General features: G+C 69.6%; 16 protein-coding genes and 1 tRNA gene. 10 read left to right on the plus strand and 7 right to left on the minus strand.

Going from position 1 to position 18,851, the window contains the following annotated elements; genetic code table 11:
- Positions 1–26: 26 nt before the first annotated feature.
- Complete coding sequence (gene rng / locus KA217_02430) at positions 27–1,601, minus strand: ribonuclease G (protein ID MBP7711311.1); 1,575 nt, start codon at positions 1,599–1,601, stop codon at positions 27–29.
- Positions 1,602–1,770: 169 nt separating this feature from the next.
- On the opposite strand from rng, the gene relA reads away from it, so the two are divergent.
- The 4 genes from relA (at position 1,771) to nikR (ending at position 8,775) form a co-directional block, all read left to right on the plus strand.
- Positions 1,771–3,936: a GTP diphosphokinase gene (gene relA / locus KA217_02435; GenBank protein ID MBP7711312.1), complete on the plus strand. Its 2,166-nt coding sequence runs from the start codon at positions 1,771–1,773 to the stop codon at positions 3,934–3,936.
- Positions 3,937–4,180: 244 nt separating this feature from the next.
- Positions 4,181–7,795: a pyruvate:ferredoxin (flavodoxin) oxidoreductase gene (nifJ, locus tag KA217_02440; GenBank protein ID MBP7711313.1), complete on the plus strand. Its 3,615-nt coding sequence runs from the start codon at positions 4,181–4,183 to the stop codon at positions 7,793–7,795.
- 99 nt (positions 7,796–7,894) lie between these two features.
- Positions 7,895–8,341 carry a cyclic nucleotide-binding domain-containing protein gene (locus KA217_02445; protein MBP7711314.1) on the plus strand — a complete coding sequence of 149 codons (447 nt, stop codon included), beginning with the start codon at positions 7,895–7,897 and terminating at the stop codon, positions 8,339–8,341.
- Complete coding sequence (gene nikR, locus KA217_02450) at positions 8,338–8,775, plus strand: nickel-responsive transcriptional regulator NikR (protein MBP7711315.1); 438 nt, start codon at positions 8,338–8,340, stop codon at positions 8,773–8,775. Before KA217_02445 ends, nikR begins: the two co-directional genes overlap by 4 nt.
- A gap of 67 nt (positions 8,776–8,842) precedes the next feature.
- On the opposite strand, the gene hemG is transcribed toward nikR, so the two are convergent.
- Complete coding sequence (hemG, locus tag KA217_02455; GenBank protein MBP7711316.1) at positions 8,843–10,171, minus strand: protoporphyrinogen oxidase; 1,329 nt, start codon at positions 10,169–10,171, stop codon at positions 8,843–8,845.
- 117 nt (positions 10,172–10,288) lie between these two features.
- Complete coding sequence (locus tag KA217_02460) at positions 10,289–10,540, minus strand: hypothetical protein (GenBank protein MBP7711317.1); 252 nt, start codon at positions 10,538–10,540, stop codon at positions 10,289–10,291.
- Positions 10,541–10,860: 320 nt separating this feature from the next.
- Between KA217_02460 and KA217_02465 the strand changes: the two genes are divergently transcribed.
- Both KA217_02465 and KA217_02470 read left to right on the plus strand, forming a co-directional pair.
- Positions 10,861–12,207 carry a sigma-54-dependent Fis family transcriptional regulator gene (locus tag KA217_02465; protein ID MBP7711318.1) on the plus strand — a complete coding sequence of 449 codons (1,347 nt, stop codon included), beginning with the start codon at positions 10,861–10,863 and terminating at the stop codon, positions 12,205–12,207.
- A gap of 71 nt (positions 12,208–12,278) precedes the next feature.
- Positions 12,279–12,530: a DUF465 domain-containing protein gene (locus KA217_02470; protein MBP7711319.1), complete on the plus strand. Its 252-nt coding sequence runs from the start codon at positions 12,279–12,281 to the stop codon at positions 12,528–12,530.
- Here the strand turns inward: KA217_02470 and KA217_02475 are convergent.
- The 4 genes from KA217_02475 to ispB form a co-directional block, all read right to left on the minus strand.
- On the minus strand, positions 12,527–13,624 hold the full coding sequence (locus KA217_02475; protein MBP7711320.1) for a homoserine O-succinyltransferase: 1,098 nt from the start codon (positions 13,622–13,624) through the stop codon (positions 12,527–12,529). The two genes, KA217_02470 and KA217_02475, sit on opposite strands and share 4 nt — an antisense overlap.
- Before the next feature lie 28 nt (positions 13,625–13,652).
- Positions 13,653–14,498: an ATPase gene (locus KA217_02480; GenBank protein MBP7711321.1), complete on the minus strand. Its 846-nt coding sequence runs from the start codon at positions 14,496–14,498 to the stop codon at positions 13,653–13,655.
- A gap of 120 nt (positions 14,499–14,618) precedes the next feature.
- Positions 14,619–14,695 (minus strand) — tRNA-Pro (locus KA217_02485).
- Between the two features lie 74 nt (positions 14,696–14,769).
- Complete coding sequence (gene ispB, locus KA217_02490; protein MBP7711322.1) at positions 14,770–15,738, minus strand: octaprenyl diphosphate synthase; 969 nt, start codon at positions 15,736–15,738, stop codon at positions 14,770–14,772.
- Between the two features lie 176 nt (positions 15,739–15,914).
- On the opposite strand from ispB, the gene rplU reads away from it, so the two are divergent.
- From rplU to KA217_02510, 4 genes are all read left to right on the plus strand, one after another.
- Positions 15,915–16,229: a 50S ribosomal protein L21 gene (rplU, locus tag KA217_02495; protein ID MBP7711323.1), complete on the plus strand. Its 315-nt coding sequence runs from the start codon at positions 15,915–15,917 to the stop codon at positions 16,227–16,229.
- Between the two features lie 19 nt (positions 16,230–16,248).
- The gene (gene rpmA / locus KA217_02500) at positions 16,249–16,506 is read left to right on the plus strand and encodes a 50S ribosomal protein L27 (GenBank protein ID MBP7711324.1); all 258 of its coding nucleotides are present in this window, start codon (positions 16,249–16,251) and stop codon (positions 16,504–16,506) included.
- Between the two features lie 70 nt (positions 16,507–16,576).
- A complete protein-coding gene (gene obgE / locus KA217_02505) occupies positions 16,577–17,629 on the plus strand; it encodes a GTPase ObgE (GenBank protein ID MBP7711325.1) in 1,053 nt (350 codons plus the stop codon).
- Positions 17,626–18,750: a glutamate 5-kinase gene (locus KA217_02510; protein ID MBP7711326.1), complete on the plus strand. Its 1,125-nt coding sequence runs from the start codon at positions 17,626–17,628 to the stop codon at positions 18,748–18,750. The genes obgE and KA217_02510 overlap by 4 nt, the downstream gene beginning before the upstream one ends.
- The last annotated feature ends 101 nt before the right edge of the window (positions 18,751–18,851 follow it).

Genomic DNA, 18,851 nt, shown 5'->3' on the forward strand with positions numbered 1-18,851 from the left:
GGGGCTCGCGCCGGCGAGGGGGAGGCTCACATCAGGACGACGTCGTACTGCTCCTGGGAGTAGAGCGGCTCGACCTGGATCTCGATGGGCTTGCGGATCAGGGACTCGAGCTCGGCGACCGTGGACGACTCCTCCTCGAGCAGGCGGTCGGAGACCTCCCGCGACACCAGGACCAGCAGCTTTTCCGCCTCGAACTGCCGTGCCTGACGGATGATCTCGCGGAAGATCTCGTAGGAGACGGTCTCCGCGGTCTTCACCGACGCGCGGCCTCCGCACAAGGGGCAGGGCTCGCAGAGCAGGTGCTGCAGGCTCTCCCGGGTCCGTTTGCGGGTCATCTGCACCAGGCCGAGCGGGGAGACCTCGCTCACGTGGGTGCGGGTGTGGTCGCGCTCGAGGCTCTTCTCCAGCGCCCGGAGCACCTGCCGCTTGTGCTCCTCGCTGCACATGTCGATGAAGTCGATGATGATGATGCCGCCCAGGTTGCGCAGGCGCAGCTGGCGTGCGATCGCCTGGGCGGCCTCCAGGTTCGTGCGGAAGATCGTCTCCTCCAGATTGCGGTGGCCGACGAAGGCGCCTGTGTTGACGTCGATGGTCGTCATCGCCTCGGTCTGGTCGATCACCACGTGACCTCCCGACTTGAGCGGCACCTTGCGCTCGAGGGCCCGCTGGATCTCGTCCTCCACGCCGTAGATGTCGAAGATCGGGCGATCGCCCGCGTAGGGCTCGATGCGTGCCAGCATGTCCGGCATGAACTGGCCGGCGAACGCCACCAGGCGGTCGTACGCCTCCTGGGAGTCGATGCGCACACGCTCCACCTCCTTGGCGGCGATCTCCCTCAGCGCCCGCATGAGGAGTGGGATGTCCTCGTGCACGATGCCGGGTGCGGCGACCCTCTCGGCCCGGTGCTGCAGCGAGCGCCACAGCTTCTGCACGAACTCCATGTCGGCAAGCAGGGTCTCGGCGGGCAGTCCCTCGGCCGCGGTGCGGATGATGTACCCGCCCGGACCGGGCGACTCGGCACTCCCGTGCTCGGCGCCCGCCAGGGCCGTGCGGGCGATCTCGCGCAGTCGGCTGCGCTCGGCGTCGTCTTCGATCCTCTGCGAGACCCCCACGGTCGGTGTGTCCGGCATGTACACGACGTAACGGGAGGGCAGGGAGATCTGCGTCGTGAGGCGCGCGCCCTTCGTGCCGAGGGGGTCCTTGATCACCTGGACCAGCAGTTCCTGGCCCTCCTGCACGAGCATCGTGATGTCCTCCACGACCGGGACCTCGCCCTCGATCAGCGTCGTGGAGGACTCCGCTGGCTCGGTACGGTCCGGGCACTCCAGGCGGCGGTCCTCCGCGCCCGGCTCGGTGTGGGGGATGACGGGGCGCTGGCCGCCGATGTCCGATGCGTGCAGGAAGGCGGCCCGCTCCAGGCCGATGTCGACGAATGCGGCCTGCATGCCGGGCAGCACCCGGGACGCCCGGCCGCGATAGACGTTCCCGACCAGGCCGCGGCAGCTCGCGCGGTCGATGAAGACCTCCTGCAGCACCCCGTTCTCGACGAGGGCTACCCGGGTCTCGCGGGGTGTGACGTTGATGAGAAGCTCGGTGCTCATGGTCTCGGGACGGTACTCGGCGCAAGTGGGTCACGCAAGACCGGCGCGGGTTGCGGCAGCGGTGGGACCTCCGGAACCGGGTGCGCAGGGGAGGGCGGGGGGACCGGGGGAGCGGACCGCTGGGACGTGTGGGACAATCGGCCCCATGGGGGAGGCCACGAAAAGAGAGGTGGGTGCAACCACGTCCCCGGGTGGTGCCGTGCCGGCCCCGGTGCCGCCCGATCTTCTCGAGCGCCGTGCGCCGGAACAGGCCCGGCTCATCGACCGCGCCTGGACCGAGGGCTGCGGCACCCTGCCGGCAGCCGTTCGCGAGGAGGGTCTCGGGGCGGCCCGCGTGCTTCTCGGCCTGAACCTGGACCACGAGAGCATCGCCGCGGTCCTGCTCCACCCTGCGGTCACGGGCGGCACCCTGGACCTCGAGGCGGTGCGCGAGCGCTTCGGAGAGTCGGTCGGTCGACTCGTCGAGGGTGCGAGCCGCATGGACGCCATTCGGGAATACCGGGCGCGGGCGCCGGAGGCGGAGCGCGGCGCGGAGCTCGCCCGCCTCGAGGGCCTGCGCAAGCTTCTCCTCGCCATGGCCGAGGACCTGCGCGCCATCCTCATCCGCCTGGCCGAGCAGGTGGTGCTGTTGCGAAGCGTTCGCGAGGCACCCGAGGAGGAACGTCAGGCGGTCGCGCGCGAGACGCTCGACATCTATGCCCCGCTCGCCAACCGCCTCGGCATCTGGCAGCTCAAATGGGAGCTGGAGGACCTTTCGTTCCGGCACCTGGAGCCGGCGCGCTACCAGGAGATCGCCCGGCGCCTGGACGAGCGCCGGGTGGACCGCGAGCGGTACATCGGCGCGGTCGTGGACCGGCTGCGCGAGGCGCTGAGCGCGGAGGGGATCGGGGCCGAGGTGAGCGGCCGGCCCAAACACATCTTCAGCATCTGGCGCAAGATGCAGGCGAAGGGGCTCGATTTCGATCAGCTCTTCGACGTGCGCGCGGTGCGCGTCCTGGTGGACAGCGTGAAGGACTGCTACGCGGCCCTCGGCATCGTGCACGGACTCTGGCAGTACATCCCGAAGGAATTCGACGATTACATCGCGAACCCCAAGGGCAACCACTACCAGTCGCTGCACACGGCGGTCGTGGGACCCGGGGGGCGGGCGCTCGAGGTCCAGATCCGCACCCACGCGATGCACCGCCACGCGGAGCTCGGGGTCGCGGCGCACTGGCAATACAAGGAAGGCACGCGGGCGGACGCGGCCTTCGCGGACAAGGTGGCCTGGGTCCGCCAGCTCCTGGAGCCGGGCGGCGAGGGGGCCGGGTCGGCAGACTTCCTGGAGCGCTTCCGCACGGAGGTCTTCCACGACCGGGTGTATGCGCTGACCCCAAAGGGTCAGGTCATCGACCTTCCGCGCGGGGCGACGCCGCTGGACTTTGCCTACGCCGTGCACACCGACGTCGGCCACCGGTGCCGCGGGGCCAAGGTGGGCGGGTCGATCGTGCCGCTCACCTACGAGTTGCGGAACGGCGATCAGGTGGAGGTCCTGACGACCCGCCAGGGCGCCCCGAGCCGGGACTGGCTGAATCAGAGCCTCGGCTTCCTGAAGACCTCGCGGGCGCGCGCCAAGGTCCGGCAGTGGTTCAAGCAGCAGGACTACGACAAGTGTGTGGCAGCCGGCCGGGACCAACTCGAACGCGAGCTGAGGCGCCTCGGGGTCAGCGAGGTCGGCCTGGAGAAGCTTGCCCAGCGCCTGAAGCTCGGCAAGACGGAAGACCTCTGCGCTGCCGTGGGGCGGGGCGAGGTCGGGCCCGCCCAGCTCGCGGGTGCCCTCCAGGAGGAGGTTCTGCCGCGCGTCAGCCCGCTCGAGCGCCCCTTGAAGCCCGCGCGGGCGACGGGCGGTGGGGACGTGACCATCGAAGGGGTGGGAAACCTGATGACCCACCTCGCCCGGTGCTGCAAGCCGGTGCCTCCGGACCCCATCACGGGCTACATCACCCACGGCCGCGGCGTCAGCATCCATCGACAGGACTGTTCCAACGCGCTGCGGCTCGCGGCGGCGGACCCGAGCCGGGTGATCGACGTGAGTTGGAGCACCGGCTCGGTGAGCACCTATCCCGTCGACGTCCAGATCGAGGCCTACGACCGTCAGGGCCTGCTGCGGGACGTCTCCCAGGTGCTGGCCAACGAGAAGCTCAACGTGACCAGCGTGAACGTCTTCACGGACCGGGACACGTCCGTGGCCCACATGCGGCTCACGGTCGAGGTCCCCGACGCCGGGCGGCTGGCCCAGTTGCTCGCCCGGCTGAACCAGCTGCACAACGTGGTGGACGCGCGCCGCCGAAGCTGACGGGGCCGGGGCGGGCCGATCCGTGCGGTGCCCGGTTTCCCCAGGGATCCCCGGAACGACCCCTCCGACGGGAGGTGCGGACCTCTCCCCGACGGGGGAGAGTCCCCCGTTCTTGATCCCCGTCATAGGACTGGGAGGTGGTGGTCCAAATGATAAGCTTAGCGTTATGTGCCCATTAGGCTGATTTGGGGTCTCCTGCCTCTGCGTGCGAGAGGGGGGGCACCCGACACTGCGGGAGACGAGCATGGCCGAACCACGTACCCTGACCCTGGACGGCAACGAGGCGGCGGCGGCGATCGCGCACCTGACCAGCGAAGTCATCGCGATCTACCCCATCACCCCGTCCTCGCCCATGGGCGAGCTCGCCGAGCAGTGGACCGAAGAGGGCCGCGAGAATCTCTGGGGCGTGGTGCCCCAGGTGGTGGAGATGCAGAGCGAGGGGGGGGCGGCCGGCGCGGTCCACGGCGCACTCCAGGCAGGGACCCTGAGCACGACCTTCACGGCGTCCCAGGGCCTGCTCCTGATGATCCCCAACATGTACAAGATCGCCGGGGAGCTGACCCCCATGGTGATGCACGTGGCCGCGCGCACGGTGGCGGCCCACGCCCTGTCGATCTTCGCCGACCACAGCGACGTGATGGCGGTGCGGCAGACCGGCTACGCCATGCTCGCCTCGAACTCGGTGCAGGAGGTCATGGACCTCGCGACCGTCGCTTCGGCCGCCACGCTCGAAGGCCGGGTGCCGGTGGTGCATTTCTTCGACGGCTTCCGCACCTCGCACGAGGTGAGCAAGGTCCAAGCGGTGGAGCGCGAGACCGTGCGGGCGATGATCGACGACCAGTGGGTCGCCGCCCATCGGGCGCGGGCGCTCTCTCCGGACCGCCCGGTGATCCGCGGCACGGCCCAGAACCCGGACGTCTTCTTCCAGGGTCGGGAGGGCGTCAATCCCTTCTACGACGCCTTTCCCGGGGTCGTCCAGGGCGCCATGGACCGCTTTGCCGCGCTCACGGGGCGCCAGTACCGCCTGTTCGACTATGTCGGGGCGCCCGACGCGGAGCGGGTCCTGGTCGCCATGGGCTCGGGCGCGGAGACCTGCCAGGAGGCCGTGGAATTCCTCGTGCGCCGGGGGGAGCGGGTGGGCCTCGTGAAGGTGCGCCTGTACCGTCCGTTCGTGGGCGAGAAGCTGGTCGAGGCCTTGCCGCGCACGGTGCGCCGGATTGCCGTCCTGGACCGGACCAAGGAGCCGGGTGCGGACGGGGAGCCCCTCTACAAGGACGTGGTGACGGCGATCGCCCAGCACCTCAGCAACGGTGGCACCTGGCTGCCGGCGATGCCGCGGGTGCTGGGGGGGCGCTACGGCCTTTCCTCCAAGGAGCTCACCCCCGGCATGGTCAAGGCCGTGCTCGACGAACTCTCGAAGGCCAAGCCGAAGAACGGCTTCACGGTGGGTATCTACGACGACGTCTCCCACACCAGCCTCGCCTGGGACCCGGATTTCGCGACCGACGCCCACGCAGGGCAGGTGCAGGCGCTGTTCTATGGCCTGGGCAGCGACGGCACGGTGAGCGCCAACAAGAACACCATCAAGATCATCGGCGAGGAGACCGACCTCAACGCCCAGGGCTACTTCGTCTACGACTCGAAGAAATCCGGTGCGATCACGGTCTCGCACCTGCGGTTCGGGCCCAAGCCGACGGTGTCGCCCTATCTGATCGGGGACGGTGAGGCGAGCTTCATCGCTTGCCATCAGCCCATCTTCCTCGAGCGCTACGACATGCTGGAGAAGGCGCGGGCGGGTGCGGTGTTCCTGCTGAACTCCCCGGTCCCCGCGGACCGCGTCTGGGAGAGCCTGCCGCGCAAGATGCAGCGCCAGTTCATCGACAAGAAGCTGCGCTTCTACGTCATCGACGCCTACCGGGTGGCCGGCGACACCGGCATGGGACGCAGGATCAACACGATCATGCAGACCTGCTTCTTCGCCATCTCCGACGTGCTGCCGCGCGAGGAGGCCATCGCCCGGATCAAGTACGCCGTGGAGAAGACCTACGGCAAAAAGGGTCCGGAGGTCGTGGCGAAGAACTTCCAGGCGATCGACACGACGCTCGCCAATCTCTTCGAGATCCCGGTTCCCGCCGAGGTCAGCAGTTCCTGGGACCGGCCACCGCCGGTCTCGGCGGCGGCCCCCGTCTTCGTGCGCGAGGTGATCGGCGAGATGATCGCCGGGCGCGGTGACCAGCTTCCGGTGAGCGTCTTCCCGACCGACGGCACCTGGCCGATCGGCTCGGCGAAGTGGGAGAAGCGCAATCTCGCGCTCGAGATCCCCGTGTGGGACGAGCAGCTCTGCACCCAGTGCGGCAAGTGCCCGCTCGTCTGCCCCCACGCCGCGATCCGCAGCAAGGTGATCACACCGGAGGCGCTGGCCCATGCGCCGGACACCTTCAAGCACGTCGCGGTGAAGGGCAAGGACTTCCCCGCAGGTCTGCACATCGCCTACCAGGTGTCCCCGGAGGACTGCACGGGCTGTCGGCTGTGCGTGGACATCTGCCCCATCCGGAACAAGGCGAGCCCCGAGCACAAGGCGCTCAACATGCGTCCCCAGCCGCCCCTGCGCGACCAGGAGCGTGTGAACTGGGAGTTCTTCTCGTCGCTGCCCGAGCTGGATCGCCGCGAGATCAAGTGGACCACCATCAAGGGCTGCATGTTGAGCGAGCCGCTCTTCGAGTTCTCGGGCGCGTGCGTCGGCTGCGGGGAGACCCCCTACGTCAAGCTCGCGAGCCAGCTGTTCGGAGACCGGATGCTGGTGGCCAACGCGACGGGTTGCTCCTCCATCTATGGCGGCAACCTCCCTACGACGCCGTGGACCGCGAACGCCCAGGGACGTGGACCCGCGTGGGCGAACTCGCTCTTCGAGGACAACGCGGAGTTCGGCCTCGGCTTCCGCCTGGCGGTGGACCAACTGGGCGCCTACGCGGGGTCGCTGCTTCGCCGTTTGGGCGACGCCATCGGCGCCGAGCAGGTTCGCGCCATCCTCGAGGCCGACCAGAGCGACGAGGCGGGGATCTACGACCAGCGCGAGCGGGTCGCCGACCTGCGGCGCCGCCTTGCGGCGCTGGACTCGCCTTGGGCGCGCGAGCTGGAGCGGGTCGCGGAATATCTGGTGCGGCGCAGCGTCTGGATCATGGGTGGCGACGGCTGGGCCTACGACATCGGGTTCGGTGGCGTGGACCACGTGCTCGCCTCCGACAAGGACGTGAACCTGCTGGTCCTCGACACCGAGGTGTACTCGAACACCGGCGGGCAGATGTCCAAGGCCACCCCCCGGGGGGCCATCGCGAAGTTCGCCGCGGGCGGCAAGGCGACGGGAAAGAAGGACCTGGCCATGATGGCCATGACCTACGGGCACGCGTACGTCGCCCAGGTCGCTCTCGGGGCGAAGGACGTCCAGACGGTGCGTGCGTTCCTGGAGGCCGAGTCCTATCGGGGTCCCTCGCTCATCCTGGCCTACAGCCCGTGCATCGCCCAGGGGGTCGACCTGGAGCACGCGCTGCAGCAGGAGGAGCTCGCGGTACGCAGTGGGCACTGGCCGCTCTTCCGTTACGACCCGCGGCGGATCGCCGAGGGCAAGAGCCCTCTGCAGCTCGACTCGAAGCGTCCGGACATCCCCTACTCGGAGTTCACCCGTGCCGAGACGCGCTTCAGCGCGCTCTGGCGCAGGCACCCGGAGGCCGCCGAGCACTTCGCGAAGGCCGCGCAGGAGGAGGTGAACGAGCGCTTCCACCACTACGAGCAGCTGGCCGGGCTCTCCGTGGAGGACGCTGCCGCGCACCAGGCGCTGCACCCTTCAGGCGGCGGGCACTGACGCCCTCCTGCCCGCCCTGCGGGGACCCCTCGGTGTCACTGGGCGAGGCGGTCGGCTTGCGGCTATAGTGGACGGTGGAGTGTCACGCGGGATGCGCTGATGCAGAAGGTCTTTCCTTATCTCAGCGATGAGGAAGAGCGCGCGCTGCTCGAGAAGGGCGGTGTCTCACGGTTCAGCCCCGGGGCGCCCATCGTGCGCGAGGGCGACCACCACAACGCGCTCTACGTGCTGCGGGAAGGGCATGTGCGGGTGGAGAAGAACAGCGCCGGGTTCCCTCTCGAGTTGGCCCGGCTCGGGCCCGGGGAGATCTTCGGGGAGATGTCCTTCATCGACGGCTCGCCGGCGAGCGCCGACATCATCGCCAACGACCCCGTGGAGGCCTACGTGGTCGACGGGCAGATCCTGGACCCGCTGCTCCGGAAGTACCCCAGCATCTACGGCCGGTTGTTCCGTTCGCTGGCGGCGATCCTGGCGCGGCGCCTGCGCGAGACGGCCTCGCTGGTGAACCTCATCGAAGCCTCCGCCCCCCAGTGGCAGCCCGAATGAGCAAGGGCAGCGGCTCGGTGGCCGACCAGACCATCCGTTTCACGGTGTCGCTGCCGGAAGAGTTGCTCGCGGCCCTCGACCGCCGTGTGCAGACCAGGGGCTACGAGTCACGCTCGGGGCTGGTGCGCGACCTGATCCGGGAGAAGCTCGTCGAGGACCGCTGGCAGGACGAGGGCAAGGACGTGGTCGGCGTGCTCACCATCAGCTACGACCACCACCACCGTGACCTGACACACAAGATCATGGAGATCCAGCACAACCAGTACGTGCACATCCTGTGCTCCACGCACGTGCACCTGGATCACCACAACTGCCTGGAGACCATCATCATCTCCGGGCACCCCCCGGAGATCGAGCGGATCAGCGACGAGATCCGCACCCTGCGCGGGGTGCGCTTCGCCGAGCTGACCCGCGCGGCGAAAGTGGATCTCTAGGGCAGGGGACCCTGCCCGTCGAGGGAGGGTGGCCGGTCGCGATGGCAACCGGCCACCGGAACGGCACTCAATCCGCCGTGGCGCGCTCCGCGCAAGCTCGGGCCTGGGATACGCAGTCGTTCAGGCCGATGCCGTAGTAGGCGTTCGCGGTCAGATGCAGCCCGGGGAGACCCCGCACGCGCTCGAAGATCGCGTCGACGTTCGCCAGGTGCCCCACGGGGTAGTTGGGGATGCCCCTGGACCAGCGCTGGACGAAGGTCGCCGAGGGTGTCTCCGTCACGCCCATCGTTTCCGCCACCCCCCGGCGGGCGAGGGCGAGCAGGGCCTCCTCGTTCCCCGCGCTGAGCTCGGCGTCGCGCTGGCCGCCGATCATGACGCGCAGTGACTTCTTCCCCGGAGGCGCGCGGTCCGGGAAGATCGAGCTGTCCCAGAGCACGCCGAGGATGGGCTTGCGGGCAGAGGTCGTGGTGAGCAGACCGAAGCCGTTCAAGGGGTGGGCGAGCCGCTCGTAGCCGAGGCCGATGACCGCGATGGGCGAGTACTCGATGCGGTCCAGGCGCTTGGATGCCTCCGCATCGAGGGGCGCGAGCAGGCGGGACGTGACGTAGGCCGGCGTGGTCAGGATCACCCGGTCTGCGGTCACCTCGAGGCCGGGGCCCCTGAGGCGCCAGGTGGCACCTTCGCGGGCGAGGCCGGTCACCTCGGCCCCGAGCCGCACGTCGGCCTGAATCGCCCGGCCCAGGTGCTCGGTGAAGGTGCTCACCCCGCGCACGAAGCTCATCAGCACGCCACCGGGCCCTGCCTCCTTCTTGCGCTTCTTCAGCATGCCCTTGAACAGGCCGCCGTATTCGCGCTCCAGGCGCACCACCAGGGGGAAGGCGGCGTTGACGGAGATGCGGTCGGGAGTCGAGGCGTAGATCCCGGCGACCATCGCATCGAGGAAGACGTCGGTGAACTCGCGCCCCACCCGGCGGTAGCCGAACTGCTGCAGGGTCTCTTCGCTGCCCTCGCGCCGAGCCGGCACCAGCACCTCGCCGAGCACGCGAAGCTTGCCCCCGAGGCTGAGCAGGGGCGTGCGCACGAAACTCATGGCGTCCTCGGGCAACCGGTGCAGGGCGTCGCTGTAGACGTAACGCAGGCGCGCGGCGTCGTTGCTGCGCATGAGCAGAGGTTCGGCCCCGCTCTCGCGCACGAGCTCCAGCGTGTCGGGCTTGTTGCTGAGGAAACCGTTGCTCCCCGCCTCGAACCGGAAGCCGTCGACCTCCACGGTCTGCATCGTCCCGCCGAGCTTCGCGTCGCGCTCGAGCAACACCACCTCGGCCTCGGGCCGACGGCGTTTCACATAGAAGGCGGCCGAAAGACCGCTGATACCCCCACCGACGACCGCGATGCGCACTGGCACTTCTCCTGAGGTGATCCCAGGGCGGATCATCGGGGAGTTTCGTGGGGCCCGTCAAACGCGAAGACCGGCCTGAGGCCGGTCTTGCGGGAGGGGCGCAGGCCCGGCGGCGGGCTATGCGGAAGGCTTGCCGTCGCTCTCGGCGTGAAAGTCCGTGGGACAGGACAGGGACTTGCACGACGCGCCGAACGCGCCGGGCATGAGCTGGCAGAGGCGGCAGGGGAGCCGGCTGCAGCAGGCCAGCAGGATCCCACTCACGATGAGCCACCAGAGGATGAAATCGGCCTGAAGGAGTGCGCTGGGTCTGTCGTGGACGAAGAGCCAGAGGACCACCGTGAGGCCCAAGCCATAGACGAAGTAGACCATCGTTTTCGACCTCTCGAGCCCTGGTTCGTGGCTCGCGGCGGGGCGGTGCCTGAGGCACCGCTGGAGCGCAGCGAGCGTCCGGTACGTCTCCGTCCCGAGCAAACCGTGTGCCGGTCTGCGGATCACCGCCCGGGCGACGCCTCCGGCGCTGAGCGCGTTCCGTAGCCGCTGATTATATTAGCGGTTACGAATGGACTTGTCTTCAGTCAAGTCTTGGGCCCGCCGGAAAACCCCGTGCGTGTGACAGAAGTGACATAATGCATCCCGCGAGGCTGCCGTTATTGTCGGTAGGCGCTGGGATTGCCCGGGGAGGTGGGGAGATGGCGGTGACGAACGAGAGCCTGCTGGAATGCCTCGAGGGGCCCGCGGCGCTGCTCGACCCGGAGTACCGCATCGTCGCCGCCAACGAGGCCTACCGCCGGGATTACGCCCCGGGGGGGATTCAGCCCGGGGCGCGCTGCTACGAGGTGTCGCACGGCTACCGCGTCCCCTGCGACCTGGCGGGCGAGAGTTGCCCGCTGCAGCGGTCTTTCGAGGGCGGACAGCGCCAGCGTGTGCTGCACGTCCACTCGACCCCCCGGGGCGACGAGCACGTGGACGTGGAGACGTTGCCGGTCCGCGACGAGTCGGGAAGAGTGGCGTGGGTGGTGGAGCACGTCCGGCGGCCGCAGGTCTCGACGGTGCGCGCGAACACCCACGCGATGGTGGGCCGCGCACCCGCGTTCAACCGGATGCTCGAGCGCATCAACCGGGTGGCGCCGAGCCGGACGCCCGTGCTGCTGCAGGGCGAGTCGGGGACGGGCAAGGAGCTGGCGGCCTGGGCGATCCACGCGGCGAGCCTGTGCGCGCACGGCCCCTTCGTCCCGGTGGAGTGCTCGGGCCTCTCGGAAACGCTCTTCGAGAGCGAGCTCTTCGGCCACGAGCGGGGGGCCTTCACCGGTGCCGTGTCCCGCAAACAGGGGCTCATCGAGGCCGCGCGCGACGGGACCCTCTTCCTGGACGAGGTGGGCGACATCCCCCTCGCCCAGCAGGTCAAGCTGCTCAGGCTGCTCGAGACGGGCACCTACCGCCCGGTCGGCAGCGCCGTGTCCCTGCACGCGGATTTCCGCCTCGTCTGCGCCACGAACCGGGACCTGAAACGGATGATCGCGGAGGGCACGTTCCGCCAGGACCTGTACTACCGGATCAGCGCCTTTCCGGTGGACCTCCCGGCGCTGCGTGACCGGCCCGAGGACCTGCCCCTGCTCATCGAGTCGCTCCTGCAGCGGACCGCGGGGGAGCGACGGCTGCGCCTGGACGAGGCGGCCATGGAAGCGCTGCGGCGCTACGCGTTCCCCGGCAACGTGCGGGAGCTGCGCAACATCCTGGAGCACGCGGCGCTGCTCGCCGACGGGGACACCATCTCCGTGGAGCACCTGCCCCGGGACTGCACCTGCACCGGGGGCAGCGGGGCGGGGGGGGGGCCGGACGACTGCGGGATTGTGCCGCTCGAGGTGGCGGAGCGCCGGTACCTGCTGCAGACCCTGCGCAGTTTTCGCGGGGACCGCCGCGAGCTCGCGGCGCGCCTGGGCATCAGCGAGCGTACGCTGTACCGCAAGCTCGAGGCCATCCACTCGGCGGGAGAATGCGGCTGCGCCGAGAGGGCGCGGCCCGCCGGTCCGGACTGAGCCGGCGGCCCTCTCCATCCTCCCTCCCATGCCGTACCATGGGCCCCTGGCACAGGGTGGAGGAGAAGAACATGCTCGGTGAGTCCCACGACCTGCTGCACGAGTTCCCGCAGTTCGCCCGGGAGATCGCGGAACTGCAGGCGAGCGACGACGGCTTCTCCCGGACGTTGCGCGAGTACGAAGAGCTCGACGCGGACATCCGCCGCCTGGAGGAGCTGGGCCAGCCGGTCGCCGACGTGACGATCGAGGCCCTGAAGACCCACCGGGTGTTCCTGAAGGACCGCCTCTACACGCGCCTGATGGCCTCGCTTGGGGGCGTCTAGCGGCCAGCTCTTCGCCCGCCCCGGGCCGCCAGCCAGCCGAGGGGGTCTGCCGGGTCGACGTCCGCCATGAAGGGCTGGCGCCGGCTGTGGTTGGTGACCTGGTACACGACGCCGATCCAGTTGCCCACCACCGCCTCCGCGGTGTCGTGCCAGGTGTTGTGCAGGCTCGCAGCAATCCGGTCTTCCGGCAGTTCCGGCGGGTCGTCACCCCTCTCCATGGCGGCGACGACGCGCTCGCGGTGCTCTTCCAGGATGGCGCGGGTCTGCAGGCCGAAGTAGTGGTCGGGGAAGGGGGGGTAGTCGGGCCGCTCGGACCGACCGAAAAGGGTCACCTCCCGTTTGTACTCCTTCAGCAAACTGATCGTGTCGTACTCGGGGTGGCCCTGGAAGTACACCACCCGCAGCCCGTCCGCGCTCACGGCGAGGTGCACGCCCGCCACGGGGCTCTCCGCCAGCACGTGCAGCCCGCTCGCCTCGAACTGCTCCCGGCTGACCTCGTTGAATCGGGAGTGGGGGACGTCGAAGAGGGTGTTCACGTCGTTCACCAGGGGGTGAGTCCGGTCGACGACCTCGTGGGCGAAGACGCCCCAGCGCTTGAACCCGAGGGGGCGCCGCCTCTGCCCGTGCTGGAACTCCATCATGGCGTGGGTGGCCAGGCACGAGCACAGCACGGACGTGACGTTCTCCAGCGCCCATTCGGTGACCCGACGCAGGGGCTCCCAGAAAGGTTCCTGGGACAGGTCGGGATGCGTGACGTTCGCGCCGGTGATGATGAGCGCGTCGAGCCCCTCTTCCTTCAGCTTCTCGAACGGCTCGTAGTACTTCTGCACGTGCTCGAGCCCCTGGGGGCTGCGCGGCAGCCCGCTCAGGGTGAAGGGGTGGAGGTAGAACTGGGCGATCGGGTTCGCCTCGCCCACCAGCCGGAAGAACTGGCGCTCGGTCGCCGCGAGTGCGGCGTCGGGCATCATGTTGAGGAGCCCGATGTGGAGCTCGCGGATGTCCTGGTGCACCGCCCAGTCGGCGGGGATGACGTGCATGCCCTCCGCGCGCAGGCGCTGGAAGGTCGGCAGTGCGGAGTGGGCAACCAGGGGCATGGGGATCCTCCGTCGTTGACTGGGTGGCTCACCGGCCCCGGGAGATCGCCTCTTCCAGCAGGGCGAGGAAATGCGACTCGTCGGCCACGGCGGCGACCTCGTCGCTCGTCACGGTATACCCGCGCGTCCTCGCGATCGCCTCGTAGCGGGGGATGCGGGAGCGGAACAGCTTGGGGAAGACCCAACGCGCGAACGCGTCGGGGTCGACCTCGGCCACGTACTGCAGGCCCTCGTCCCGCAGGTAGGCCGTGACCTCCTCGTCGAGAAAGGCCTCGCGGTAATAGAGCGGCTTCGGATCCGTGCGGGCGCGGAGCAGGAGCTGCTCCTCGTCGTGCTCGGTGGCCTGGATGTACAGGATCAGGGTGTGGCGGTCGAGGAGCTCGATGACCGAGTCGTCCTCGAGGTCGCACAGGCTCCCCCCGGCGTCGTTCACGAAGTGCCGGTACCCGTAGATGTCGCGCGCCTTGCCGATGAACTCCGGGACGTCGCTCATCGCCAGGATCTCCGCGCGCCGGTGCAGGGCCTGGCGGCGCTTGAACTCGTGCAGCGACAGGCCCCCCAGCTCCGGGTTGCCCAGCTTACCGACGAAGCTCGAGACGGGCTGCAGGTTGTCGACCGTGATGTTGTTGCGTACGTAGATCGAGTCCGAGCGCAGCAGGTCCCGCAGGAAGGGGACCTGCATCGCCTGCTGCTTGATGTTGTCCAGGATGGGCTCGTCGAGGTACCGGGTTCCGATCCGGTAGTCGCCGGAGTAGTGGAACCAGTTCTGGCGGCGCAGGAGCGTGGCGAGGCGAGTTTTGCCGACGCCCGACATCCCGAGCAGCGTGACGCACTTGTTGTCCCAGGCCCGGAATTCCTGCAGCGTGAGTCTCACGGTGTGTCTCGCAAGGTGACCTCGAGCGCTGCCATTCTACGGCGAGCCCCTGTGGGACGCAGCCGCCCCCGCCCGAGACCCGGGGGGCCGGCCGGCGCGAGAGGGGTTTCAGGGAAGGATTGGTCGGGGTGAGAGGATTTGAACCTCCGACCACACGGTCCCGAACCGTGTGCTCTACCAGGCTGAGCTACACCCCGAATTCACGTTCTCAAGCTCCGGCAGGGGAGACCTGCCGGGGCGCGCCCCCCGGCGTTCCGCGGGAACGCGCGGGTCAGTGCGTGCGTCGGACCGAGAACTCGGCCAACGCCCGCAGGGCCTCTTTGTAGGGAGAGTCTGGGACCCCCTCGAGGGCGGCGATCGCGCGATCCGCCTGCTCCCGCGCGACGCGCAGAGTGTACGCGAGGGCCCCTGTGGACTCAATCGCTTCCAGGATGGGCCCGATCTGATCGCGGCCTCCTTCCTCGATGGCCCTGCGTACGAGCGCGGCCTGCTCGGGCGTCCCGGCGCGCATCGCGTGGATGAGCGGCAGGGTCGGCTTGCCCTCGGCCAGGTCGTCGCCGATGTTCTTGCCTCTCTCCTCCGGGGAGGAGCGGTAGTCGAGCATGTCGTCCACCAGCTGGAAGGCCGTGCCGAGACGCATGCCGTAGGCGGACATCGCCCGCTCGGCGGAGGGCGCGGCGCCGGCGAGCACCGGGCCGAGGCGGGAACCGGCCTCGAAGAGCTTCGCCGTCTTGGCCTCCACGACCTCCAGGTAGCGCGCCTCCGTGACCTCCGGGTCGTGGCAGTTCAGGAGCTGGCGGACTTCGCCCTCGGCGATGACGTTGGTGGTCTCGGCGAGGATGTCCATCACCGGCAGGCTCCCCACCTCGACCATCATCTGGAAGGCCCGGGTGTACAGGAAGTCCCCCACCAGGACGCTCGCCTCGTTGCCCCAGACCGCGTTGGCGGTCTCCTGGCCCCGGCGCAGCTCCGATGCGTCCACGACGTCGTCGTGCAGCAGGGTAGCGGTGTGGATGAATTCGATCACCGCCGCCAGGTTGACGTGGAAGGGCCCCGCGTACCCGAACGCACGGGCGCTGAGCAGCACGAGCAGCGGGCGCAGCCGCTTGCCGCCGCTGTCGATGATGTAGTGGCCGAGCCGGTTGACGAGGGTGACCTGGGACCGCAGGCGCTCGAGGATCAGGTCGTTCACGACAGACATGTCGCGTGCGACCAGCGCGCGTACCTCGTCGATCTGCATGGTGGGAACCCGAGCGAAGCAGCCCCGGATGCTAGGAGCGGCGCTCTCCGGCTGTCAAGGCCGCGAAACGGGGCGCTTGAGCCGACTGGGGGAATCGCCTAAACTTTCGGGCTTCGTGAAGGCGCGCCGTTTTGCGGGGGTCCCCGGCAATCGGCCTCGGCAGGGAGAATGGTGGCATGTACGCGGTGATCACGACGGGCGGCAAGCAATACCGGGTCGCGCAGGGGGATAAGTTGCGCGTCGAGCGGCTTGCCGCGGAACCGGGCGAGCAGGTCGACTTCGACCAGGTCCTGATGGTGGGTGAGGAAGGTGCGGTCCGGGTCGGCACGCCGTACGTGGAGGGCGGGCGCGTGACGGCGCAGGTGAAGGCCCACGGTCGGGCCGACAAGGTCCGCATCCTGAAGATGCGCCGGCGCAAGCACTACATGAAGCGCCAGGGTCACCGGCAGGACTACACCGAGATCGAGGTCACCGGCATCACTGCCGGTTGAACCTGCGGGAGAAGGCGAGATGGCTCATAAAAAGGCAGGCGGCAGCAGCCGCAACGGTCGCGACTCCCAATCGAAGCGGCTGGGGGTCAAGCGTTTCGGTGGCGAGCTCGTGACGGCGGGCAACATCATCGTCCGTCAGCGGGGCACCCACTTCCACCCCGGCACGAACGTCGGTTGCGGCCGTGACCACACCCTGTTCGCCACGGCCGACGGGCGCGTGGTGTTCGAGGAGAAGGGCCCGAAGAGCCGCAAGCACGTGCGCGTCGAGCCGGTCTGAGCGCCCCCACGGGGTGCCAGCCTGAGGAGCCCCGTCGCCACGGGGCTCTTCTGTTTCTGAGGTCGATTCGGTGAAGTTCGTCGACGAGGCGACTATCGAGGTGGAGGCCGGTCGGGGCGGCAACGGCTGCCTCAGCTTCCGTCGCGAGAAGTTCATCCCCCGGGGTGGCCCCGACGGCGGGGACGGCGGCGACGGCGGCAACGTGCTGCTGGTCGCGGAGCAGAGCCTCAACACCCTGGTGGACCTGCGCTTCCAGCGCCGCTACCGCGCCGAGTCCGGCCAGTCGGGGGCGGGCGCCGAGCGCACCGGGCGCAGCGGTGAGGACTGCCAGGTCCGGGTTCCCGTGGGCTCGCTCGTCTACGACGACGACACGGGGGAGCGGCTGGGCGATCTCGTCGCTCCGGGCCAGGAGCTCCTCGTGGCCCGCGGCGGCCGGCACGGCGTCGGCAACGTCCGTTTCAAGAGCAGCACCAATCGGGCCCCGCGGCAGACCACGCCCGGCGAGCCGGGAGAGGCCCGGCGGCTGCGGATCGAGCTGCAGCTCCTGGCCGACGTGGGTCTGCTCGGCCTCCCGAACGCCGGCAAGTCGACCCTGATCCGGGCCGTCTCCGCCGCGCGGCCCAAGGTCGCGGACTACCCCTTCACGACGCTCTACCCGCAGCTCGGTGTCGTGCGGGTCGGCGCGGACCGCAGCTTCGTGGTTGCGGACATCCCGGGACTGGTGGAGGGCGCCTCCGAGGGGGCTGGCCTCGGCACGCGCTTCCTGCGCCACCTGTCGCGTACCCGGCTGCTCTGGCACGTGGTCGACGTGGCCCCGCTCGTCCCCGAGTCGGACCCCGTGAAGGACGCCCGGACGATCGCGGCCGAGCTGCGCCGGTTCAGCCCGGAGCTCGCGGCGCGCCCCCGCTGGCTCGTGCTGAACAAGATCGACCTTCTGCCCCCGGAGGACCGGGAGCGGCACTGCCGGGACATCCTCCGGCGGCTGCGCTGGAGGGGTCCCCACTTCTGCGTGTCCGGCCTGACCGCTGAGGGCTGCGAGGCGCTCACCCGACGGGCGATGGACTTCCTGCAGTCTCAGCCGGCGGGGCAGACACCGGCTGCCGAGCCGTCGGAGAGCCCATGAGCAACCGCAAGAGGACCGGCGCCGCGCGCCGCTGGGTCATCAAGATTGGCAGCGCCCTCATCACCAACGACGGCCGAGGGCTCGCGCGCGAGGCGATCGGGGGGTGGGTCGCCCAGATGGCGGCCCTGCGCGAGCGGGGCACCGAGATCGTGCTCGTCTCCTCGGGAGCGGTCGCAGAGGGCATGCGGCGGCTCGGCTGGGCGAGCCGCCCAAAGGCCGTGCACGAGCTCCAGGCCGCCGCGGCGGTGGGGCAGATGGGGCTGGTTCAGGTCTGGGAGTCCCGGTTCAAGGAGCACGGCCTGCACACGGCCCAGGTGCTCCTGACCCACGATGACGTCGCCCGCCGTGACCGCTACCTGAACGCCCGCAGCGCCCTGCGGACGCTGCTCGGTCTCGGCGTGGTCCCGGTCGTCAACGAGAACGACACGGTGGCCACCGACGAGATCCGCCTCGGCGACAACGACACCCTGGGCGCGATGGTGGCGAACCTGGTGGAGGCCCAGTTGCTGGTGATCCTGACCGACCAGGGCGGGCTCTACGAGGCGGACCCGCGGACCCACCCGGGGGTGCCTCTGGTGCGCGAGGGAAGGGCGGGCGACCCGGCGCTCCTGGCGATGGCGGGGGGCAGCGGCTCGCTCGGGCGCGGCGGGATGCAGACCAAGCTGCGCGCGGCGACCCTGGCGGCGCACTCCGGAACCGCCACCATCATCGCCCCCGGGCGGCGTGACGGCGTACTGCTCGACATCGGCGCCGGCGAGGAAGTGGGCACGTTGCTGCTGCCGAGCCAGGCGGCCGTCGGCGCCCGCAAGCAGTGGCTCGCCGGGCAGTTGCGCTCGAAGGGCCGCCTGCATCTGGACGAGGGGGCGGCCCGCGTGCTGCGGGAATCCGGACGCAGCCTGCTCGCGGTCGGCGTGCGGGAGGTGGAGGGGCGCTTCGGGCGCGGCGAGCTCGTCTCCTGCATCGGGCCCGACGGGCGCGAGGTCGCCCGTGGCCTCGTCAACTACGGCAGCGACGAGGCCCGAAGGATCGCGGGCAAGCCGAGCAGCCAGATCGAGGAGTTGCTGGGCTACGTCTACGAGCCCGAGGTCATCCACCGCGACAACCTGGTGGTCACGGACTGAGCGGACGGGCGAAGCCGGCTAGAGTGGGCAGGACCCTCGCCCGGAGACGTAACCCTCGCCAAAATACATAACCCGCGCAGAGGGCGATGCCTCCGCGCGGA

The organism is Gammaproteobacteria bacterium (assembly GCA_017999615.1).
Taxonomy (GTDB): Bacteria; Pseudomonadota; Gammaproteobacteria; order JAABTG01; family JAABTG01; genus JAGNLM01.